The sequence below is a fragment of the Streptomyces griseoviridis genome, assembly GCF_005222485.1.
Taxonomy (GTDB): domain Bacteria; phylum Actinomycetota; class Actinomycetes; order Streptomycetales; family Streptomycetaceae; genus Streptomyces; species Streptomyces hintoniae.
In genome coordinates this window covers 6,089,435-6,110,190 of record NZ_CP029078.1, presented here as the reverse complement: position 1 = coordinate 6,110,190, position 20,756 = coordinate 6,089,435, and the positions used below count along the sequence as shown (strand labels likewise).

The window sequence follows — 20,756 nt, the reverse complement described above, 5'->3', positions numbered from 1 at the left end:
AGGACCGGGTCGGCGGACGGTGCGTTCCTCGCGGTCACCCGCCAAGACATCCCTGTTACACGAGGCCGGGCGCGGCAGCCGTCGTCGCCGGGGACATCGGCGGGCGTCCGGGCCCCGGCCGCCGCACGGCCGAAGCCGCCTCGCCGGCCGGCCCGCCGGGACAGACCCGTGACGCGGCGGGCCTTGCCGGTGAGACAACGGCGTTCCACCGCGCGGTACTTCACGGCGTGATCAGCGCACCTGACCGCCGTCCTTCCGGACGACGGCCGAGCCCGGCGGCGAGCAGGTGCTCGCCGCCGGGCTCGGGTTCTCGCCGTTCCCCGTCCCCACGGGTGCGGCGAGTGCGGGGCCGATACCGCCATGGCGGCCCCGGTCTCGGGCGGTGGCCACCGAGGGGAGGCGGCCACCGGGGGAGCTACCGGCTGAGGACGGGTTCCGGGTCGTCCTGGTCGACCGGGGACGGCGCCGCGGGGGCCGGGTGCCTGCGGGTGATCGCCTCGCCCTCGATGTCGACGCCGGGCAGGATCCGGTCGAGCCAACGCGGCAGGCGCCAGGCGCGGTCGCCGAGGAGGGCGAGGACGGCGGGCACGATCGCCATCCGGACCACGAAGGCGTCGAAGAGGACGGCGGTGGCCAGGCCGAACCCGATCATCTTGATCATGGATTCGTCGGCGCCGACGAATCCGGCGAAGACCGCCATCATGATCAGCGCGGCGGCGACGACCACCCGGGCGCTGGTGCGGAACCCGGAGACGATCGCCTGCCGGGGCCGTGCGCCGTGGACGTACGCCTCGCGGATCCGGGAGACCAGGAAGACCTCGTAGTCCATGGCGAGGCCGAACACGATGCCCACCAGGAAGATCGGCATCATGGACATGATCGGGCCGGTCTGCTCGACCCCGAGGAGTTCCGCGCCGTGGCCGTACTGGAAGACGGAGACGACCACCCCCAGCGAGGCGAGGACGGAGAGCAGGTAGCCGAGGGCCGCCTTCAGCGGGACCAGGAGGGACCGGAAGACCAGCAGGAGCAGCACGATCGCCAGGCCGACCACCACGACGAGGTACGGCACCAGCGCGTCCTGGAACCGCTTCGCGACGTCGATGTTCATCGCGGTGCTGCCGGTGACCTCGTAGGTCGCCCCCGACTCCCTTTCCGTGCCGGGGCGTTCGGCGCGGATGGTCTTGACCAGGTCGATCGTCCTGGCGTCCGTGGGGCTGGTGGACGGGGTGGCGGAGAGGATCGCGGCGTCGCCGCTCTCGTTGAACCGCGCGGGTGAGACGGAGACGATGCCGTCGGTGGCCGCGATCCGGTCGCTGATCAGGGTGGCGGCGGCCTTCGGGTCGGCGGCGCCCTTGGTGTCGACGACGATGGTCAGCGGGCCGTTGAAGCCGGGTCCGAAGCCGTCGGCGAGGGCGTCGTAGGCGCGGCGTTCGGTGGTGGCGGTGGACTTCGCCTCGTCGCCCGGCATGCCCAGTTGGAGGTCGGCGGCCGGTACGGCGAGGGCGCCGAGGCCCACGACGCCGAGCAGCAGCACGGGCAGCGGGTGGCGCACCACCAGGCGGGCCCAGCGGCTGCCGGCGTTCCGCACGGTGCCCGCGCCGTCCGTCCTGGTGCGGCGGGGCCTGCCGCCCTTGCGGACCCGCCGGGCGAGGACGGCGTCGGGCCAGAAGCCGAGGAGGGCGGGGACCAGCGTGAGGCAGATCAGCACGGCGACGACGACCGCGCCGGCCGCGGTGAGGCCCATCTTGGTGAGCATCGGGATACCGACCACCGACAGTCCCGCGAGCGCGATGACGACGGTCAGGCCGGCGAAGACCACCGCGGACCCGGCCGTGCCGACGGCCATCGCCGCGGCCTCCCTCGGCGCGCGGCCCTTGCCGCGTTCCTCGCGGTAGCGGGAGACGACGAACAGGGCGTAGTCGATGCCGCAGGCGAGGCCCAGCATCGAGGCGAGGGTGCCGCTGGTCAGGGAGAGGCCGAAGGTGCTGCCCAGGGCGATGATGGCGGTCATGCTGACGGCGACGCCGATGATCGCGGTCAGCAGCGGCAGCCCGGCCGCGGCCATGGACCCGAAGGTGACCAGGAGGACCACGGCGGCTATCGCGATGCCGATCACCTCGGCGGAGCCGCCCGCGGCCGGCTGGGTGGCCAGGGCGTCACCGCCGACCTCGACGGTCAGACCCGCGTCCCTGGCCTGCTCGACGGCGCGCTCCAGATGCTCCTTGCCCGCGTCGGTCAGATCGGCGGCGGGGGCCTTGAAGGAGACGGTGGCGTAGGCCGTCGAGCCGTCCTCGCTGACCGCCTTCGCCTGGAAGGGGTCGGCCACGCCGGTCACCTGCGGTCCTTCGGCGGCCTCGGTAACCAGGTGCTCGATCGTGGCCCTGTTCCCTGCGGCGGTGACCTTCTCGCCGCCCGGCGCGATGAAGACGATGCGGGCGCTCGCGCCGTCCGCCCCCGAACCGGGGAAGCGCTGGTCCAGCAGGTCGAACGCCTTCTGCGACTCGATGCCCGGCATGGCGAAGCCGTCGTCGGGAGCGGCCGGGGCCTTCACGGCGGCGAAGCCGACGGCGCCCAGGACGGCCACCCACAGCAGGGTGACCAGCCACCGCCGGCGGAAGGCGATACGGCCCACATGAAAAAGGAGAGTTGCCATGGCGGTGAGAGAGCCTCCACGTCGGCGGTGCGGAACAGGGGAAGAGAGGCGTCTTTGTCCGCGTCGGCCGGGGGCCGGCGCGGCGTGCCTCATCGATCTCCACGATCCCGCCCACCGACCCCCACCACGAGGGAGCACCCTCCCGGACCTGGGGTGTAGCGGGCTACACCCCGGCGGACGCGCCGTCGTCCGGGCTGGAGGGAGTCCCCCTGTCCGAGGTGCTTCGGCGTCGGACGGGAGAATGGCCCGCGTGGCTCGTCGGAACAGAGCGAGGGGACGGCGCGATGGTGATCAGAGGGCTGAGTCCTGACAGGGCGGCTCGGGTCGAGCCGCTGGTGGACGAGTGCCGGTCGCTGCTGGGCACGGACGGCGGGATGGCCGCCGTGCAGGCGCTGTTGAGTGAGCGCCGGGTCGAGGTGCTCGACGCGGTGGTGATCACGCGTGAACTTCTGGGGGCGGGTCCGGGGGCTCTCGGTGCGGCCAAGACCATCGTGCTGACGAGTCCGGGGCGAGGCCGTGAACTCCGGTTCCACGCGCGGGTCGTGGACGAACTGGAGCGTGGCACGCCCTGATCCCGACGCCTAGATAGACCCCTCCGCTCGCCCCCCTCGCAGGACTCGGGCGATCAGGACCGTCGGCGTGGCGGCTCGATCGACAGGGCGTGGTGGAAGACGTCGCGCGGGTCCCAGCGGGCCTTGATCCGTTGCAGGCGGGGGTAGTTGTCCTTGTAGTACAGGGTGTGCCAAGGAACGCCCGAGGTGTTCCACGCGGGGTCGGCGAGGTCGACGTCGGGGTAGTTGATGTACGACCCGTCGCTGATCCCGCCGGGCACCGGGACGCCGCCGGTGTCCTGGTACACCTCGCGGTAGAAGTCCCTGATCCAGGCCAGCCGCGCCGCGTCGTCCGACGGGTCGGTCCACACCGTGTAGTAGATGGCCTTCATCACCGAGTCGCGCTGGGCGACGGCGGTGGCGTGCGGGGCCACCGTGTTGACCTGGCCGCCGTAGCCGACGAGGAGCAGACCGCTCTCGGTGCCGTCCGTGTCGTCCGTCAAGTGCCGGTACGCCGTGGCGAGTTGCGTGTCGGTGAAGCGGCGGCGCAGATAGCCGGCCTTGTCCTTGTAGCGGCGGGAGACCACGTTGCCCGCCTCGCCCGTCCCCGGCCAGGTCATGGCGTGCAGCCAGGGCATCGTGCGGCGGAGCGTGGCGAGCGGTGGCACGCCCGCCTCGGCCGTCACGGCGGAGACGAGTCCGTCGAGCAGGGCCCCGGCGTCCGGGAGCCCCGCGTCGATCTGCGCGACCATCTGGAGCACGCCCGAACTGCGGTGCCCGGCGAGAAAGTTGGCATACAGGGCGGTCGCGGGCGAGCCTGGTGCGCTGTCCCGCTCGTGCCAGGTCCCGAAGCCGCGCAGCAGAGCGGTGAAGGTCCGCTCGTCCATCGTCGCGTCCCAGGCCCAGGTGACCAGGGTCTCCAGCAACTCGCCCGGCGCGGGCGGCAGCAGCCGCGCGGGGTCGTGCCGGCCGGCCCCGGCCGGAACGTCCCGGGAGCGCAGCCAGTAGCGGGTGACGACACCGAAGTTGCCGCCGCCGCCTCCGGCGTGGGCCCACCAGAGGTCGTGGTGGGGATCGTCCGGGTCGCGGGTGGCGACGACGACGCGGGCGCCGTCGGCCCGGTCGGCCACCACCACCTCGACGGCGTGCAGATGGTCGACCACGGACCCGTAGCGCCGGGACAGCGGACCGTATCCCCCGCCGCACAGATGCCCGCCCGCGCCCACCTCGGGGCAGCCGCCCGCCGGGATCGTCACGCCCCAGCCGGTGAACAGCGTCCGGTACACCTGGCCGAGGGTCGCCCCCGGCCGCACCGAGAACGCGTCCATCGCCGGGTCGAAGCCGACGGCGTCCAGCGGCGAGAGGTCGAGCAGGAGCCGGATCTCGGGGGCGGCGGTGAAGTTCTCGAAGCAGTGGCCGCCGCTGCGCGCCGCGATCCGCCGTCCGGAGCGGACGGCGTCGTCGACGGCCCGCACCACCTGCTCGGTGGAGCCGACCACCCGGATCTCGTCCGGGCGGCCGACGAAGCGGAAGTTGTCGCCGCGCAGCAGGCTGTCGTAGCGGAGGTCGCCCGGTCGGACCACGACCGGCCAGGACACCCCGCCGTCCGGCCCGGCACCGGGCCGGCACACGGAACTGGGGCCGTGGCCGGGGCCGTTCGCGTCGTCGGGGCGCTCGCCGCCCGGCCCGGCCGCCGCACCGGCCACACCCGCCACCCGGCCGGCGGCCACCGCGCCCGCCCGGCCCAGCAGTTGGCGACGCCTCAGCGGTTCCTCCGTCGAGCGGCCCATCGTTGCTCCGTCCCTGCCGATCTGTCCGTGACCCCCAGCCCGTCCCCGACGACCGTCCATGACCCCGGCCCGTCCCTGCCGAACTGTCCATGACCCCGGCCCGTCCCCGACGACCTGTCCGCGACCGCAACCAGTCCCTGCCGACGATCCGTCCCCGACGACGATCCGTCGGCGAACGCTACCGACGCGGCGGGGCCGAACCCGGCCGCCACTCTGGGAGCCGCCCCTTAGCCGGTCCGAGTGGAGGACGGGCACGGGCACGGGGACGATTCCGCGCCCCGGACGCGCGAAGGATCCGCGTGGTCCGTGGTGCGTGGGCCCGTGATCCGTGATCCGTGATCCGTGCGCCGTGGGGCGGGACCGGAGCGCAATGCATGGATTATCCAATCATTGGATAATCCATGTACCGTGGGAGTCATGGATGATCGGCAGCTGAACGAAGAGCTTTACGACTGCCTGTTCGCGATCCGCACCCAGGTGCAGGGCGAGCTCAAGGAGCTGGCGCGGGATGCGGGGCTCACCGACACGCAGGCCGACGCGCTGTGGAGGCTGAGCCGCGGGCGGGAGATGACCGCGCGCCGTCTGGCCGAACTCCTGCAGTGCGACGCCTCGACCGCCACGGCGATGATCGACCGGCTGGAGAGGCGCGGCCTGGTCCGCCGGGTGCCTCACCCCACCGACCGCCGCGCGAAAGTCATCCAGCTCACCCCCGAGGGATGCGCGCTGCGCGACCGCGTCATCCAGCACACCACCGAGCACTCGCCCTTCGCCCACCTCGACCGCGAGAGCAGGCAGCGCCTCCACGCGCTTCTCCGCGAAGTGATCGACGGCGCCCGCCCGACAGGTGAGGCCACCGGCGTCAAGGGCACCGAGAAGAAGGAGCGGCGATGAGCGGCAGGACGGCGGTCGTCACGGGCGGAGCCTCGGGCCTGGGTCTCGTGACGGCACGCCACCTGGTCAGGGCCGGCCAGCGCGTCGTCCTCGTCGGCCGGGACGCGACGCGCACCCGGGCCGCCGCCGACAGCCTGCGCGGCCTGGCCCCGGCGGGCGGTGACGCGGCACCGCCGAGGACGTACACCGCCGACCTGGAACAGTGGTCGCAGGTCCAGGCACTGGCAGCGCGACTGGCCGCCGACGGACAGCACGTGGACGTCCTCGTCAACAACGCGGGGGCGGCGTTCCCCCGGTACGAGCAGACGCCGGACGGCGTGGAGCGCACCTACGCGCTCAATCACCACGCCCCGTTCCTGCTCACCCACGCCCTGCTGGCCGAGAAGGCGCTCACACCCGACGCGCGGATCATCAACATGTCCTCGTTCGTGGAGAAGCGCGCCAGGCTCGACGCCACCGATCCGGATGTCGCGGGAACCTCGTGGAACAGGCGCTTCTTCCACCAGATGAACGTCTACGCGACGAGCAAACTCGTCAGCCTCCTGGCCGCGCGGGAACTCGCGCACCGCCTCCCTGACGGCATGAGCGTCTACAACGCCGATCCCGGGATGGTCAAGGGCACCGGGATGAACAGCAACGCGGGCGGCCTGATGCGGCTGACCGCCCCGCTGTTCCGTCCGTTCTCCATCACCCCGGACGAAGGGGTGCGCACCCCGGTCTGGCTCGCCTGCGCCTCGCCCGCACCGCGCCCCAGCGGCGGCTTCTTCAGCAGGTCCCGGCCGGAGACCCCTTCGCGCCTGGCCCTCGACGACGCGCTCGCCCTGACCGTCTACACCAGAACCGCGGCCCTCCTGGGGGTGGAGCCCCTCACGCGGTAGGGCCGAGGCCCGGAACCGGCCGTCACACCGGTGTCGGCCGCCTCGCCGCACCCCGGACGGCCCGCGGTCGCCGAGGTGGATAATCCCGCGCATGGATCAGGGACTTGCGGCGCTGCTGGGCGCAACGGTGGGCGTTCTGGGCACAGTTGCGGCATCGGCGATCTCCAGCGGCGCGGCCAGGCGGCAGTTGGAGGGGCAGGCCAAGGTCGAGCACGCCCACTGGCGCAGACAACTGCGGCGGGACGCGTACAGCGCCTTCCTGGCACCGGCCAACGAGACGCGCACCGCTCTGAAATCGGCTGGACGAGCGCTGATCGGCGATGCCTCAGATGTGACGGAGGCCGATCACCGGCTCCGGATCGCGCGGGATCAGTTGGTCCTGGTGCAGGCGGCGTGGGCCGGGCTCGCGATCGAGGGACCCGACGCGGTGGAGCATGCCGCGCACAGCGTCCACGTGGCACTCCACTCGATGCATACGACCCTTCTCGCCTGGCGCGACTCCCTAGGCGCCGCGGATCGCGACGTCGGCCTCGTCGAGCGTCATGCCGTCGAGGTGACCCTGGTCTCCGAGCGCCTCGGCGGCTTCACGGCGGCGGCGCGGGCGGCCCTGGACGGCACGGACGTCCCGCCGGACAGGCGCGGCTGAGGGTTCCGCGCGGACCGAGGCCGTCACCGGGGGGGCTGCTGCCCGACTACCACTGACTCCCCGAGCACTCCGACCCGCCGGTGACCTCACCCGCGCTCGACGGACATCGCCACCCGCCACTCCCCCGACCAGGGCACCGCCCACCCGCCACTGCCCCGACCAGGACACCGCCCACCCGCCGCTCCTGCGCACGCGCCTCGCGGGCACCGCAGTCCCGCGCCGCGCGGTCCGTCACTCCTCGTCGCGCCGCTTGCGGGCGTGGGTCCGCGCCTTCATCCGGTTGCCGCAGACCGCCATGGAGCACCAGCGGGCGGTCCCCGGCCTGCTGTGATCGACCAGGAACAGTCGACACGCGTCGTTCGCGCACGGCCGCAGCCGCCCCGGCAGCTCCGCCGTGACGCGCGACCACGCGAGGACGACCCGGACCGCGAGTTCCTCCCCGGGCGCCGCTTCGAGTCCCCAGGTCACGCCCGCGGGCGAGACGGCGGGACGCAGCCGGGCCCGGTCGAGTACCGAGGCGAGGCCGCCGACGTCCGAGGACGCGCCCCGGATCAGCGCGTGCAACGTGTCGCGCACCAGGACCAGCCGGTCGCGCTCCTGCCCGGTGCCCCGCCCGCCCAGCGCGCGCATCCGGTCCGCGGCGCCCTCCCCGGTCAGGAAGTCCGCGGGGCGCCCGTCGATCACCGGCGCGCTGTTGAGCACGGCGAGCAGCAGATCCTCGTCCTCGACCACGGCCCACTCCCCGTTGACATGCCGTCCGGCTCTGTGGATGATCAGCATAACCTAACCGGTTAAATTCGATTAAGGGGTTACCGTGGTCGCTGTTCACCACCGGACCGTGGACGTCGGGGGACTGACCGTCTTCTACCGGGAGGCGGGCCCTGCGGACGCCCCCGTCCTCCTGCTGCTGCACGGCTATCCGACGAGTTCGCACATGTTCCGGCACCTGATCCCGGCGCTGGCCGGCCCCTACCGGGTGATCGCGCCCGACCACATCGGCTTCGGCCGCTCCTCGGCGCCGGACACCGCGGACTTCCCCTACACCTTCGACGCCCTCGCCGAGGTCACCCGCGGCTTCCTGACCGCTCTCGGCGTGCACCGCTACGCGCTCTACGTGCAGGACTACGGCGCCCCCATCGGCTGGCGGCTCGCGCTGGCGTCCCCCGACGCGGTCCTCGGCGTCGTCTCGCAGAACGGGAACGCCTACGAGGAGGGGTTCGTGGCGGACTTCTGGGAGCCCGTCTGGGCCTACGGGGCGCACCCCACCCCGGAGAACGAGGCGCGGCTGCGGCCCGCGCTCGGCCGGGAAGCCGTCGAGTGGCAGTACACCCACGGCGTCCCCGACCCCAGCCTGATCGACCCCGACGCCTGGGAGCACGACCTCGCGCTGCTTGCCCGCCCCGGCGTCGACCGCGCCCAACTCGCCCTGTTCCGCGACTACTCGGGCAACCGCGCCCTTTACCCGGCGGTGCAGGCGTGGCTGCGGTCGAGCCGGGTGCCCGTCCTCGCCGTCTGGGGCCGCAACGACGAGATCTTCGGACCGGCCGGAGCGGAGGCCTTCCGGCGCGACGCCCCGGACGCGGAGGTCGTCCTGCTCGACGGCGGCCACTTCCTCCTGGAGAGCCACGGCGACGAGGTCGCCGACGCGGTCCTCCGGTTCCGCTCGCGGGTGACGGGTGCGCAGGACGGCGGCCGTCGGCCACGACGCCCGTCGTGAGGAACGTCGTCGACGACCGTCCCCTGCCCGGGTGGAACCCCTCGCTTTCACCCTCCCGTGGCGGTCGGGCGTGCCAGGGTGGGGGTACACCCCCAGATAACTTCCGTCCCCCCACCAGCACTTCAGGGAGTACCCCATGTTGCGCGGCATCGACGTGAGCGCGTATCAGTCGTCGTACGACACCGACGGTCTCTCCTTCGTCTTCATCAAGGCGACGGAGGGGCGTTCCTATGTGAATCCCCGGCTCACCACCCACACCAAGGCGGGCCGGGACGCCGGTCTCGTCGTCGGTTTCTACCATTTCCTGTGGCCGGGCAACCTCACCGCCCAGGCCGAGTACTTCGTCAAGAACGCGCCGGAGAAGCCGGGCGACATCCTCGCGGTCGACTGGGAGACCACCGGCGACGGCACCCACGCGAGCAACGCGGAGAAGGACAGCTTCATCCGCCAGGTGAAGAAGTTGCGGCCGAACAACCGGGTCGTCCTGTACTGCAACCGCAACTTCTGGCTCAACATCGACACCACCTCGTACGCGGGTGACGGCCTCTGGATCGCCGACTACGTCACCGCGGGCGAGCCCCGCATCAAGGCGAACTGGCGCTTCCACCAGTACACCGAGGACCCGCACGACAAGGATGTCGCCGACTTCGCCGACAAGGCCGCCCTCCAGGACTGGGCGACCGTCGGCTGACAGGACCCGCGCGCGGGACGGCAGGCGCTACGCCCGGAACGCCTCCGGGCGCTCCGGGCGCGCCTTCGCGAGCGCCTCGGTGACGCCCTCGACGCCCGCCCGCAGCCCGTACACCGGGCTGTCCGGCTGCTGGCGCCAGGAGTCGTCGATACCGCCCGCGTCCACCGTGTCGAAGCCCAGCTCGTCGATGAGCGCGCGCACCGTGCGCTTCGCCGTCTCGTCGTCGCCCGCGACCGGCAGGGCGATGCGGTCGGCGGCGCCCGCCGGGCGGTGGCGGTCCAGGATGTCCTGGGCGTAGGTGCCGTTGAACGCCTTGATGACGGCGTGCCCGAGGTGCCGTTCGGTCCAGCGGCTCTCGGTCAGACCGTCGTCCTCGATCCCGGCGATCCGGCCGTCGCGCTGCGGGTAGTAGTTGCCGGTGTCGATCACCGCGACCTGGTCGGCCGCGCCGTCGAGCACGCCGGACGGCAGGTCGGGCACGGACTTCAGCGGGACCGTGACCACGACGACCTCGGCGCCGCGGGCCGCCTCCGTGACGGGCACGGGTGTCGCGCCGGTCTCCTCGGCCAGCGCGGTCAACGTCTGGGGACCGCGGGAGTTGGCGACGGACACGTCATGGCCGAGCGCGGTGAGCCGCCGGGTGAGGTTGCCGCCGATGTTGCCCGCTCCGATGATGCCGATCTTCATTGCTGCCTCGACCTTCCGGAATGACGTACGTGCGGATACGCACCCCCAACCCCTCCCCCGGCACGGCTATTCCGGACGCCCGCCGAACGGGTGGCCCGCGCCGAGCAGCGCCAGCGTCTCGGACAGCTCCCGGGTCAGCGCCTCCACCGCCGCCTCGCCGTCACCCTCGGTGATCGCCGAGACGAGGGCCGCGTGGGTGTCGTCGTGCGTGTTGGGGTCGGCCTCGCGCAGCGGGAACAGCGCGAGGAGTTCGGTCAGGCCGGTGCGCAGCGACGGCGCGAAGTCCGCGAACAGCGAGGCGAGCAGGGGGTTGTGGGCGGCCGCGACCACCGCCTGGTGCAGCGCGAGGTCCGCCTCGACGAACGTCGCGTCGTCGGCGTCCGCGGCCGTCCGCCGGGCGGCGAGCGCCGCGGTGAGGGCCGTCACGTCCTCGTCGGTGCGCCGGTGGGCAGCGAGCCGGGCCGCGTGCACCTCGACGGCCATCCGGACCTCGTAGACCTCCGTGACGGCGGCCCGCCGCAGCCGGGTGGGCCAGTCCTCGTCGGGCACGGTGGCGATGACGAAGACGCCGGCGCCCTGCCGGGGCCTGACGAGACCGGCGCCGGCCAGCGCGCGCAGCGCCTCGCGGACGGTGGAGCGGCCCACCCCCAGCTCCTTGGCGAGGGTCGTCTCGCCGGGCAGCCGGGTGCCGACCGGCCAGTGGCCGCCGGTGATCTGGGCGCGCAGCCGGTCCGCCGCCTGTTCGACCAGCGGGCTGGGGCGCAGGGCGCCGAGGGAGGGCGGTACGGACGACGCCATGAAGTCACCACTTGTCTGAGGAGCTGAGGAGTGGATAGCGTAGCGCCATGACGCTTCGCGGTCTCCTTCCCTCGGGGATTCTCGGCTGCCGCGGCGGGCCTGACGCGACCGGCACCCCGCCGCGGGAGTGTCATGCCGCCGGTCACCGCACGACCGAGCCGAAGGCCACCAGCAGACGATGACCCGCACCGCCCCCACCCCCTTCCCCGCCTCCCGCCGCGCCGCCGGAGACCGCCCCCTGCCGTCCGTGACCGAGCGGGCGGTGCGGCGATGACGGACGTGCTGCGGGCCGAGGACGTCCACGTCGTCAGGGACGGGCGGCCGATCCTCCAGGAGGTCTCGCTGACCGTGCGCGGCGGCGAGCACTGGGCGCTGCTCGGCGCCAACGGCGCGGGAAAATCAACCCTGTTGAGCCTGCTGGGCGCGCTGGTGCACCCGACCCGCGGCACCGTCGACGTGCTCGGCCGGCGCCTCGGCCGGGTGGATCTGCGGGAGTTGCGGACGTACGTGGGCCATGTCGACCCGCGCCATCCGCTGCACGAGCCGCTGCGGGTCCGTGACGTCGTCCTGACCGGGCTGACCAACTCCGTTGCGCTGGTGCCGCGTTGGCGTCCGACGCCCGAGCAGGAGGCGCGCGCCGACCGGCTGATCGCCACCCTCGGACTGACCGACCGCCGGGAGGCGCGCTGGCCGACGCTCTCCCAGGGGCAGCGCGGCCGGACCCTGATCGCGCGGGCGCTGATGCCCGATCCGCGGCTGCTGCTGCTCGACGAACCGGCGACGGGCCTCGACCTGCCGGGCCGCGAGCAGTTGATCGGCGCGCTGGACGCGCTGCGCGAGGAGCACCCGGAGCTGGCGACGGTCCTGGTCACCCACCACCTGGAGGAGCTGCCCCCGGGCACCACGCACGCGATGCTGCTGCGGGACGGGCGGGTGCTGGCGCAGGGCGCGGTGGACGACGTGCTCACCGGTGACCAGGTCGGCAAGTGCTTCGACCTTCCGTTGGCGCTCGACCGGCACGACGGCAGGTGGAGCGTGCGGATCAGGCGCCGGGGATGACGGCGCGGGGCGCCCCCCGTTCCCTGGCCGGGCGCCCCGCTCGCATCCGCTACTTGTTCAGGTACGTCCAGAACTCGTCGAAGGAGAGGACCTTGTCGCCGTCGAGGTCACGCGCCTTGATGACGACCTCGGCGACCGACTCGGTGACGTTCCAGTCGCCGCCCTGGGCGAGGGCGGTCTTGAACTCCGCGGCGGTGATGAATCCGTCGCCGTCGGTGTCGATCCGCTGGAACTCCTTGCGTGCCTCTTCGATGTCCGCCACCGGCCCGCCCCTTACTCTCTCGTGCAGCCGTGTCGTGCTGCGTTACCGTCTCGCTGTCTGACTGACGCAGGTCAGATTAACGGCCCGCGCCCGACCGTTGTGCGGCGGCTGCCGGGGAGCGCGGAAAGGCGCGGCGATGCAGACGTTGCGGGAGATTCTCGACGCGGTGGCGCACGGCGGTCCGCCGCCCGCGGACGGCGTCACCGTCGTCGTGCCGCAGGAGTGCGCGCGGGACGCGGGGGTGCTGGCGTTCACCGCGCACGCCGTGGTCTTCACGGACGAGGACCCGGCGTGGGTGCGGGCCGCGCTGCGCGCGGTGGAGTGCGATCCGCTGGCGGCGCCGATGCACCCGCGGTTCCTGTCGGCCCTGCTGGAGCGCACCGGCCGGACCACGGAGACGATCGACACGATGCTGGTCGGCCCGCCGCTGCCGGGGCGGCTCCCGCTGCCGCTGGTGGAGATCACCGAAGGCGACCACTCCCGGATCGGGTACGCGCGCGGCCGGCGTGACGGGGTGCGGGCCTGGGCCGCCGAGGGCGGGGTGCTGGTCATGGGGCGCGGGATCGGCGGGCGGCTCGAGGTGTCGGTCGAGGTCGACGAGGGGGCGCGGCAGCGCGGGCTCGGGCGGCTGCTGGCGGGCGCGGCACGGCGGTTGACGGCGGAGCCGCTGTGGGCGCAGGTGACGCCGGGGAACGCCCGCAGTCTGCGGGCGTTCCTGGCGGCCGGTTACCGGCCGGTGGGCGCGGAGGCGCTGCTGCTCAGTGCCACGGCTCGTAGTGCGGGTTGCTCTCGCACTCGCTCATGATCTCGGTCTTGGTCTTCTTGTCGACCGGGCAGACGCCGATGACGTACTGCCGGGCGATCCCGCCGGGGAAGGCGACCTCGACCTGGTCGGCCCACTTGTGGGTGTCGCCGATGGTCCGGTTCACGTCGACGCCGCCGGGGGCGTCGATGTAGTAGTTGTAGCCGGACTTGTACCAGGTCTTGTACAGGTCGTGGTCGTACGACGTGGACACGTACGGCGAGGGCTGGTTGACCAGGACGTACTTCTCGACGTCGTACTGGCCGTTCACCACGTCCTTGGGCTGGAAGCCCTCTTCGAAGACGATCTGCGGGCCGCGGCCGTCGCTGCGGTAGAGGGTGCCGCAGGTGGTGCGCCAGACGGGTTCGGGGGTGATGCGGCCGATGTCGACGCGGCGGTCGGCCGCCGCGCGGATCGGGTCGTAGAGCTGCGGGCAGGACGGCGCGGCGGCCCGGGTGGCGGCGAGGGCTCGGGTGTCGGCGGAGACCGTCGTGGTGGTGGCGGCCGTCGTGGCGAGGACGGCCGCGAGGGAGAGGACGGCGGCGGCGGCGCGGCGCCGCAGGCGAGTTGTGATCATGGGGGCACGATCCCGGTTCGCCCGCGGCAGGCCGGGGACCGTCACCCGATCGGCGGCGTGTTGCGCCGTCGACACGTCAACTCGGGCTGTTTCAGCGGAAGATGCCGGTGTGGCCGAGGGAGTAGCGGCCGGGCTGCGGGTAGACGGCGAGTCCGTGCGGGCCGCTGCCGACCTTGATGCGGGCGAGCTGGTGGCCGGTGCGGGTGTCGATGGCGTACACCTCGGAGTGGTAACGGCCGGTCAGCCAGAGGACTTTGCCGTCGGCGGAGACACCGCCCATGTCGGGGCTGCCGCCGCCGGGCAGGTGCCACTTCTTGGTCAGCTTGCCGCGCCCGAAGTCGAAGACGGAGACGCTGCCCTCGCCCCGGTTGGAGATGTACATCTCGCGGGAGTCGCGGCTGATGTAGAGGCCGTGGGCGCCCTTGCCGGTGCGCAGGAAGGACGGCTTGCCGAAGTGGTCGCCGTCCAGGACCCACATGCCGTCGGCCATCATGTCGGCGATGTAGTACTTCGAGCCGTCGGGCGCGATCTTGACGTCCTGCGGCATCGCGCCGTGGAACGGCAGTTTCTGGTGCCCGATCACCTCCATCTTCGCGGTGTCGACCTTGAGGAGTTCACCGCTGAACTCGCAGGAGACGATGAAGTAGCGGCCGTCGGGCGAGAAGTCGGCGTGGTTGACGCCGTAGCAGCTCACCGGCAGCGACTTCTTCACCTCCATGGTGTGGGCGTCCCTGAAGACCAGTTGGCGGTCGAGTGAGGCCATCACGACGGCGTACTTGCCGTCCGGGGTGAAGTACAGGTTGTACGGGTCGTGGACGTCGACGGGCGGGCCGGCCTTGCCGGTCCTCGGGTCGAGGGGGGTGAGGGTGTTGCCCTTGTCGTTGTTGACCCAGAGCGTCTTGAGGTCCCAGGAGGGCACCACGTGCTGGGGCTGGGTGCCGACCGGGATGGTCTCGATGACCTTGTACGTCTTCGGGTCGATCACCGTGACGGTGTTGGAGTTGGTGTTGGGGACGTAGATCCGGGACGGGAAGCCGCGGACCACGGGGGAGAGCCGGCCGGGGCGGTCCGCCGCGTAGAGGTCCTTCGGGTCGAGGACCGGCGGCATGCCGGGCAGCCCCTTGTCCGCCTCCTTCTTGGCGGGGGCGGGGACGGCGGCCTCGGTGCCGTGGGCCGCGTTCGCGCGGTCGCGGGTGTCGGCGCCGCAGCCGGAGAGGGCGGCGAGCGCGACGGCCGCGGCGAGCGCGCGGCCGAGGAGGGTGCGGTGCATCAGCTGAACAACTCCGTGGTGGTCACCGCGGCCAGGCCGCGACGGTCGAGTTCTGCCAGGACGGCGGGGAGCGCGGCGGCCGTGTCCGGGTAGCCGAAGTGCAGGCTCACCACGGAGCCGGCGCGGACCTGGCCGAGGATCGTGCGGGTGACGGCGGCGGCGCCCGGACGGGTGTAGTCGAGGGAGTCGACGTCGTAGGAGAGGACGTGCGGGTAGCCGGCGGTGCGGGCCAGGCGGGCGACGAGCGGCGAGGCGCCGGGCGCGCGGGAGGGGCGGAACCAGGTGCCGATGGAGCCGGTGAGCCTCCGCAGCCGGTCCGCGCAGCCGGTGATCTCGGCGCGGGCCCCGGCCTCCGGCATGGCGTTGACGTCGAGGTGGCGCTGGGTGTGGTTGCCGAGGTCGTGGCCGCCGTCGAGGATGCGGCGGGCCATCTCGGGGTGTGCGTCGAGCCAGTCGCCGACGGCCAGCACGGTGACGTGGGCGCCGCGCTTCTCCACCTCGGTGAGCAGGGTCCTGGCGAGGGCCGGATCGCCCTGGCCGTGGAAGGTGAGGGCGACCTTCCGGTGGGTGCGGGGGCCGTGGGTGAGCTGTTGCGGCTGTCCCGGGTAGCGGCGGGGCGCGGGGGCCGCGGCGGGTTCGACGGCGGCGGGGCGGGTGGTGCGCGGGGTGGCTGCCGGGTGGGCGACGGCGCCGGTGGTGGAGCATCCGGCGGCGAGCGCGCCCCCGGCCACCACAGCGGCGCCCGTACGCAGCGCTGTTCGGCGGTCGGTCGTGGTCACCGCACCATTTAAGGGCGCAAGACCGACAAAACGGGCCATTGACCCGAACGGCGACGAAGTGACCGTCGACCTCCGGCGCCCTGCCCGCCGCAACGACCGAGGGAACGACCACGGCGGTGAGTACCCCGGGCACACGGAAGCGACCGCGGGCACAGACACGCGGCACCCGGCACGCGCTGCGACCGCCGGCCGTCGCAGGCCCCTGCACCGAAGCACCCGCAGGCGACGAACCCACCGCCGAGGACCGTTGACCCGCGCGTCCGTACAGGTATCAGTGGCCGGCGATCCGCATGCCCGGAGCAACCCCCGCGGTTCGGAGCGGCTGTCAGCGGTCGGTGACGCGCATCTCGAACCAGGTCGTCTTGCCGCGCGGGAGCAGGTCGACGCCCCAGCGGTCGGCGAGTCTGTCGACGAGGAAGAGGCCCCGGCCGCTGAGGTCGGTCTCCGCGACGGGCATCAGGCAGGGCAGGCCGCGGGACGGGTCGCGGACCTCGACCCTGATCCAGCCGCGCCGGGTCTTCATCCGGAGGCCGAAGACCCGGGCGCCGGTGTGCCGCACCGCGTTGCCGACCAGCTCGGAGACGAGCAGGACGGCGTCCTCGGCGAGCTGCGGACTGAGCCCCCAGTGCCGCAGGACGACGACCTGGGCGAGCCGTCTCGCGGTGGCCGCGGACTCGGGGCGGGACGGCAGCGGGACCTCGGCGTCGATCGGGTTGCCGAACAACTCCAGTGCCTGGAGCCCTCGTTCGTCCGCGACCGCGGGGGACCAGCGGGCCGCGGCAGCACGGTCCCCTCCCCGCGGCTGTTCGATGCCGTCCAGCCCCGCCATGCCACCATCATGGCGGCCCTCCGCGACCTCCGGGGCGGTTCCCGGGGAATCCACCCCCCGGAACCCCAGGTTCCGAATAACCGTTTCGGCATATGCCCCAGGCACTTCGGAGGGGTGGGCGGCCGGTCTGACCTGGGGCGGAGGTTCGACTGCGGACAAGCGTCGGGCTCCCTCGACACGACAGGCTTAAGGGCCTCTTAAGGCTCCCATAAACCGCCCCTTCGAGGGACCCCGCATCAGACATCGTGTCAACTGCGCTCGATCACGCGGTGGTTCAGCGGAACGTCGCCTTGCCAGGACCCTCCTCCACGAAGCTGCGCATCCCCCGCTCGCGGTCCTCGGTCGCGAACAGGCCCGCGAACCAGCTCCGTTCGAGGGCGAGGCCGGTGTCGAGGTCCGTCTCGAGGCCGGTGTCGATGGACTCCTTGGCGGCCCGCAGGGCGATGGCGGGGCCCTTCGCCAGCTTCGCCGCCCACGCGTGCGCGGCCTCGTGGACCTCCTCGTTCGGCACCACCCGGTCGACGAGCCCGAGCGTCAGCGCCTCCTCGGCCTTCACCATCCGGCCGGTGAAGATGAGGTCCTTGGCCTTGGAGGGGCCGATCAGCCGGGCCAGCCGCTGGGTGCCGCCCGCGCCCGGGATCAGGCCGAGCTGGATCTCGGGCTGGCCGAACCTGGCGTCGGCGCCGGCGATCCGGAAGTCGGCGCAGAGCGCCAACTCGCAGCCGCCGCCCAGCGCGTAGCCGGTGACGGCCGCGACCACCGGCTTGGGGATGCGGGCCACCGCCGTGAAGGCGTCCTGGAGGGCGCGGGCCCGCAGGACCATCGCGGTGTGGTCCATGTCCCGCATCTCCTTGATGTCCGCGCCGGCCGCGAACACCTTCGGGCCGCCGTAGAGGACCACGGCCCTGACGTCCTCGCGGCGGGCGGCCTCCTCGGCCAGTTCCTTGAGCCGGTCCTGGACGGCGACGTTCAGCGCGTTCATCGGCGGGCGGTCGAGGCGGACGGTGCCGACGCCCTCGGCGACTTCGAGATTCACGGTCATGCAGGCAGGTTAACGGCCACTAACGCCAGCGGGCCCGGTGCTGTCGGTCACAGCACCGGGCCCGCTGCCGCCGGGGGACGGCGGTCAGCTCACGCCTTCCACTTCTCCCAGGACATGTTCCAGCCGTTGAGGCCGTTGTCCGGCGCGACGGTGCGGTCGTCGGAGCGCTTGACGACCACGACGTCACCGATCAGGGAGTGGTCGAAGAACCAGCCGCCCGGCAGCCCCCGGTCAGAGCCGCCGCGCACGTCCCGCAGGCCGACGCAGCCGTGGCTCGCGTTGTAGTTGCCGAAGGCGCCGCCGCCCCAGTAGTTGCCGTGCACGAAGGTGCCCGAGTCGGTCAGGCGCATGGCGTCGGGGACGTCCTTGATGTCGTACTCGCCGCCGTAGCCGACCGTCTCGCCGTTCATCCGGGTCACCCGGAGCTTCTCGCTGATGACCATCTGGCCGTTCCAGGTCTCGTAGCCGGGCTTGCCGGTGGTGACCGGGACGGTCTTGACGACCTCGCCGTCCCGCGTGACCTTCATCGTGTGGGCCTTGGCGTCCACGATCGAGACCTGGTTGCGGCCGATGGTGAAGGAGACCGTCTTGGCCTGCTTGCCGTAGACGCCCGGCCGGCCCTCCACGCCGTCGAGGTCGAGCCGGACGGTGACCTTCGTGCCGGACGCCCAGTACTTCTCCGGGCGGAAGTCGAGGCGGTCGTTGCCGAACCAGTGGCCCTCGACGTCCACGGCGGGCGACGTCGTGACCTTGATCGCCTTCTCGACGTCCTCGGGACGTGTGATGCCCCGGGTGAAGCGGATCGAGAACGGCATCCCGACGCCGACCTTCGAGCCGTCCTCCGGGGTGAACGTGCCGATGAAGGTGTTCTTCGGGGTCAGCGTGGTGAAGCGGGAGTCCTCGGCCGCCTCGCGCCCCTCGGCGTCCCGGGCGACCGCGTGCACGGTGTACGTGGTGGCCGCGGCCAGATGCGCGGCCGGTGTCCAGGTCGCGCCGCCGTCGGTGATCTCCCCCGCGACCGCGTCGCCCTTGGCGTTCTTGACCTGGACCTTCGTCAACTTGCCTTTTTTAGCGGTGACTTCGAGCGCCCCGCTGGTGCGGACGGCCTTGGCGCCGTCCTTCGGCGCGATGGCGACGACGGCCGTCGACTGCGTACCGCGCGCGGTCGCACCGGCCTCGCCGCCGCCCTCGCCCTTCGCGTCCCCCGGACCGGAGTCCGAGCCGCCGCACGCGGTGGCGGTCAGCAGCAGTCCTCCGAGCAGCAGGGCCGACAGCCTTCTGGCGTGCCGTCCCCGCGCGTCAACCGACGCCCCCGATATCGGTCGCACGTTCACGATCTCTCCCCTCGACGGGCCTGGTCGGGCCCGTTCCCCGGCGCGTCCCGCGCGCACATTGGCGCATATTAACCGCAGGGATTTGGGGAAGATGTGAGGTGGAGGTCACCGTTCAGCAGCAACATCACCGACTGTCCGGGCCCGACCTCCGACGGGCCCGCACCGATCATCTGACCGCGCCGCGCGCCGTCCACTCCTTCCAGGACATGTTCCAGCCACCGAGGCCGTTGTTGGCCGCGACGGTGGTGTCCTTGCTGTTCACCACCTCGATGACGTCACCGATGAGGCTGCGGTCGAAGAACCATCCCGCGGGGGTGTCGGAGCTGCCGCCCTTCACGTCCCGCAGCCCCACGCAGCCGTGGCTGACGTTCACCCGCCCCGGGGCGTTCGGCGACCAGTAGTTGCCGTGCAGGAAGGTGCCCGTGTTGGTCAGCTTCATGGCGTGCGGCACGTCGGGGATGTCGTACTCGCCGCCGAACCCGACGGTGCGGCTGTTCATACGGGTCACCTCCAGCATGTCCATCACCACCATCTTCCCGTTGTACGTGGTGGTCTTGGGGGCGCCGGCCGTGATCGGCACGGTCGCCAGCAGCTCGCCGTCCCGCCGCACCTCCATGGTGTGTTCGGCCGCGTCGACCAGGGAGACCTGGCTGCGGCCGACGGTGAAGGAGAACGTCTTGTACTGGAGGCCGTAGACGCCGGGGGCGCCCTCCACGTCCCGCAGCTTCAGCGAGACGGTCACCTCGGTGCCCGGCTGCCAGTACCGCTCGGGGCGGAAGTCGAGCCGTGACGCGCCGAACCAGTGCGGGCGGATCTCCACCGCGGGGCGCGCGGTGATCTGGACGGCGCGCTCCACCGCCGCCCGGTTCTGGATCTCCCGGCTGAAGTCCAGCGAGACGATCATGCCGGTGCCGACCGTGGCCCGGTTCTCCGGTGTGACGTACCCGATGAAGCGCTCGTCGGGCACGTACGTCGTGAACGTGGTGTGCCGGGCCGAGCGGTGGCCGTCGTCGTCGACGGCGACCGCGTCGACCGTGTAGCGGGCCGCGAGCCCGAGCCGTGCCTCGTCCGGTTCCCAGCTCCGGCCGTTCTCCGCGATCCGCCCCGGCACCTCGGACTCCTGCGCGTCCTGGGAGCGGACCACCCGCACCGACTCGAGCCGCCCGTCCGGGACGTGGACCCGCAGCGGCTCCCGCGACGTCACCCCCTTGCTGCCGTCGTCGGGCGAGATCCTGATGACGTCCTCGGGGGCGGCCGGCTTGCCGAACGACCCGCCCAGATCGATGGTGCGGTGGCCGCCCGAGGTGCAGCCCGCGGCCCCCGCCAGTAGTCCTGCGCATGTCAGTAGGGCGGCCAGCGTGGCCCCCGCGCGCCGTGCGCGCCCGTGTACGTGCCTCACGGGGTGTGCAACGAGCGGGGCGGGTCCGGGGAAACGTGAGTGCGACGCGTGCTCTGGGCAGAACATGTGGGAGGACGACGTGAAGGGGTGCGGTGACCGGG

The 20,756-nt window shown here is 72.5% G+C and carries 21 protein-coding genes; 8 read left to right on the top strand and 13 right to left on the bottom strand.

From position 1 onward, the window contains the following. Positions 1 to 415 precede the first annotated feature (415 nt). A complete protein-coding gene (locus DDJ31_RS26530) occupies positions 416 to 2,653 on the bottom strand; it encodes an MMPL family transporter (RefSeq protein WP_127177864.1) in 2,238 nt (745 codons plus the stop codon). A 284-nt stretch (positions 2,654 to 2,937) separates the two neighbouring features. Between DDJ31_RS26530 and DDJ31_RS26525 the strand changes: the two genes are divergently transcribed. Further along, positions 2,938 to 3,225, top strand: a complete 288-nt coding sequence (locus DDJ31_RS26525) for a hypothetical protein (RefSeq protein ID WP_240678071.1) — start codon at positions 2,938 to 2,940, stop codon at positions 3,223 to 3,225. A gap of 53 nt (positions 3,226 to 3,278) precedes the next feature. Here DDJ31_RS26525 and DDJ31_RS26520 read toward each other — a convergent pair whose 3' ends face one another. Then, positions 3,279 to 4,994: an FAD-binding oxidoreductase gene (locus tag DDJ31_RS26520; RefSeq protein ID WP_127177865.1), complete on the bottom strand. Its 1,716-nt coding sequence runs from the start codon at positions 4,992 to 4,994 to the stop codon at positions 3,279 to 3,281. Between the two features lie 417 nt (positions 4,995 to 5,411). On the opposite strand from DDJ31_RS26520, the gene DDJ31_RS26515 reads away from it, so the two are divergent. From DDJ31_RS26515 to DDJ31_RS26505, 3 genes are all read left to right on the top strand, one after another. After that, positions 5,412 to 5,885 (top strand): MarR family winged helix-turn-helix transcriptional regulator, encoded by a 474-nt coding sequence (locus DDJ31_RS26515; protein WP_127177866.1) that lies wholly within the window; start codon positions 5,412 to 5,414, stop codon positions 5,883 to 5,885. Next, complete coding sequence (locus tag DDJ31_RS26510; RefSeq protein WP_127177867.1) at positions 5,882 to 6,763, top strand: SDR family NAD(P)-dependent oxidoreductase; 882 nt, start codon at positions 5,882 to 5,884, stop codon at positions 6,761 to 6,763. The genes DDJ31_RS26515 and DDJ31_RS26510 overlap by 4 nt, the downstream gene beginning before the upstream one ends. Positions 6,764 to 6,854: 91 nt before the next feature. Further along, positions 6,855 to 7,409, top strand: a complete 555-nt coding sequence (locus tag DDJ31_RS26505) for a hypothetical protein (RefSeq protein WP_127177868.1) — start codon at positions 6,855 to 6,857, stop codon at positions 7,407 to 7,409. 231 nt (positions 7,410 to 7,640) lie between these two features. On the opposite strand, the gene DDJ31_RS26500 is transcribed toward DDJ31_RS26505, so the two are convergent. After that, on the bottom strand, positions 7,641 to 8,141 hold the full coding sequence (locus tag DDJ31_RS26500; RefSeq protein WP_240678072.1) for a CGNR zinc finger domain-containing protein: 501 nt from the start codon (positions 8,139 to 8,141) through the stop codon (positions 7,641 to 7,643). Positions 8,142 to 8,223: 82 nt separating this feature from the next. Here DDJ31_RS26500 and DDJ31_RS26495 point away from each other — a divergent pair, with 82 nt between their 5' ends. Together DDJ31_RS26495 and DDJ31_RS26490 are read left to right on the top strand one after the other, a co-directional pair. Beyond that, complete coding sequence (locus DDJ31_RS26495; protein ID WP_276319304.1) at positions 8,224 to 9,126, top strand: alpha/beta fold hydrolase; 903 nt, start codon at positions 8,224 to 8,226, stop codon at positions 9,124 to 9,126. 136 nt (positions 9,127 to 9,262) lie between these two features. Next, the gene (locus DDJ31_RS26490; protein ID WP_127177870.1) at positions 9,263 to 9,817 is read left to right on the top strand and encodes a glycoside hydrolase family 25 protein; all 555 of its coding nucleotides are present in this window, start codon (positions 9,263 to 9,265) and stop codon (positions 9,815 to 9,817) included. Positions 9,818 to 9,844: 27 nt separating this feature from the next. On the opposite strand, the gene DDJ31_RS26485 is transcribed toward DDJ31_RS26490, so the two are convergent. After that, positions 9,845 to 10,504 (bottom strand): NADPH-dependent F420 reductase, encoded by a 660-nt coding sequence (locus DDJ31_RS26485; protein WP_127177871.1) that lies wholly within the window; start codon positions 10,502 to 10,504, stop codon positions 9,845 to 9,847. Positions 10,505 to 10,570: 66 nt separating this feature from the next. After that, complete coding sequence (locus tag DDJ31_RS26480; RefSeq protein WP_127177872.1) at positions 10,571 to 11,302, bottom strand: FadR/GntR family transcriptional regulator; 732 nt, start codon at positions 11,300 to 11,302, stop codon at positions 10,571 to 10,573. 270 nt (positions 11,303 to 11,572) lie between these two features. On the opposite strand from DDJ31_RS26480, the gene DDJ31_RS26475 reads away from it, so the two are divergent. Continuing rightward, positions 11,573 to 12,361, top strand: a complete 789-nt coding sequence (locus tag DDJ31_RS26475) for an ABC transporter ATP-binding protein (RefSeq protein WP_127177873.1) — start codon at positions 11,573 to 11,575, stop codon at positions 12,359 to 12,361. A gap of 49 nt (positions 12,362 to 12,410) precedes the next feature. Here the strand turns inward: DDJ31_RS26475 and DDJ31_RS26470 are convergent, their stop codons facing one another. Continuing rightward, the gene (locus DDJ31_RS26470; protein WP_127177874.1) at positions 12,411 to 12,623 is read right to left on the bottom strand and encodes an EF-hand domain-containing protein; all 213 of its coding nucleotides are present in this window, start codon (positions 12,621 to 12,623) and stop codon (positions 12,411 to 12,413) included. 136 nt (positions 12,624 to 12,759) lie between these two features. Here DDJ31_RS26470 and DDJ31_RS26465 point away from each other — a divergent pair, with 136 nt between their 5' ends. Further along, positions 12,760 to 13,428 (top strand): GNAT family N-acetyltransferase, encoded by a 669-nt coding sequence (locus DDJ31_RS26465; protein WP_127177875.1) that lies wholly within the window; start codon positions 12,760 to 12,762, stop codon positions 13,426 to 13,428. Here DDJ31_RS26465 and DDJ31_RS26460 read toward each other — a convergent pair. From DDJ31_RS26460 to DDJ31_RS26430, 7 genes are all read right to left on the bottom strand, one after another. After that, positions 13,382 to 14,002, bottom strand: coding sequence for an ADP-ribosyltransferase (locus tag DDJ31_RS26460; protein WP_127177876.1), 621 nt, complete (start codon positions 14,000 to 14,002; stop codon positions 13,382 to 13,384). The two genes, DDJ31_RS26465 and DDJ31_RS26460, sit on opposite strands and share 47 nt — an antisense overlap. Positions 14,003 to 14,093: 91 nt before the next feature. Next, complete coding sequence (locus tag DDJ31_RS26455) at positions 14,094 to 15,272, bottom strand: beta-propeller fold lactonase family protein (RefSeq protein WP_127177877.1); 1,179 nt, start codon at positions 15,270 to 15,272, stop codon at positions 14,094 to 14,096. After that, positions 15,272 to 16,051 (bottom strand): polysaccharide deacetylase family protein, encoded by a 780-nt coding sequence (locus DDJ31_RS26450; RefSeq protein WP_127177878.1) that lies wholly within the window; start codon positions 16,049 to 16,051, stop codon positions 15,272 to 15,274. Before DDJ31_RS26450 ends, DDJ31_RS26455 begins: the two co-directional genes overlap by 1 nt. 325 nt (positions 16,052 to 16,376) lie before the next feature. Further along, positions 16,377 to 16,880 (bottom strand): ATP-binding protein, encoded by a 504-nt coding sequence (locus tag DDJ31_RS26445; protein WP_127177879.1) that lies wholly within the window; start codon positions 16,878 to 16,880, stop codon positions 16,377 to 16,379. A gap of 274 nt (positions 16,881 to 17,154) precedes the next feature. Beyond that, positions 17,155 to 17,922 carry an enoyl-CoA hydratase/isomerase family protein gene (locus DDJ31_RS26440; RefSeq protein WP_127177880.1) on the bottom strand — a complete coding sequence of 256 codons (768 nt, stop codon included), beginning with the start codon at positions 17,920 to 17,922 and terminating at the stop codon, positions 17,155 to 17,157. Between the two features lie 89 nt (positions 17,923 to 18,011). Further along, a complete protein-coding gene (locus DDJ31_RS26435; protein WP_127177881.1) occupies positions 18,012 to 19,256 on the bottom strand; it encodes a L,D-transpeptidase in 1,245 nt (414 codons plus the stop codon). Positions 19,257 to 19,422: 166 nt separating this feature from the next. Beyond that, entirely contained in the window at positions 19,423 to 20,655 is a 1,233-nt protein-coding gene (locus DDJ31_RS26430) for a L,D-transpeptidase (protein WP_127177882.1), read from the bottom strand. Between the last annotated feature and the right edge of the window lie 101 nt (positions 20,656 to 20,756).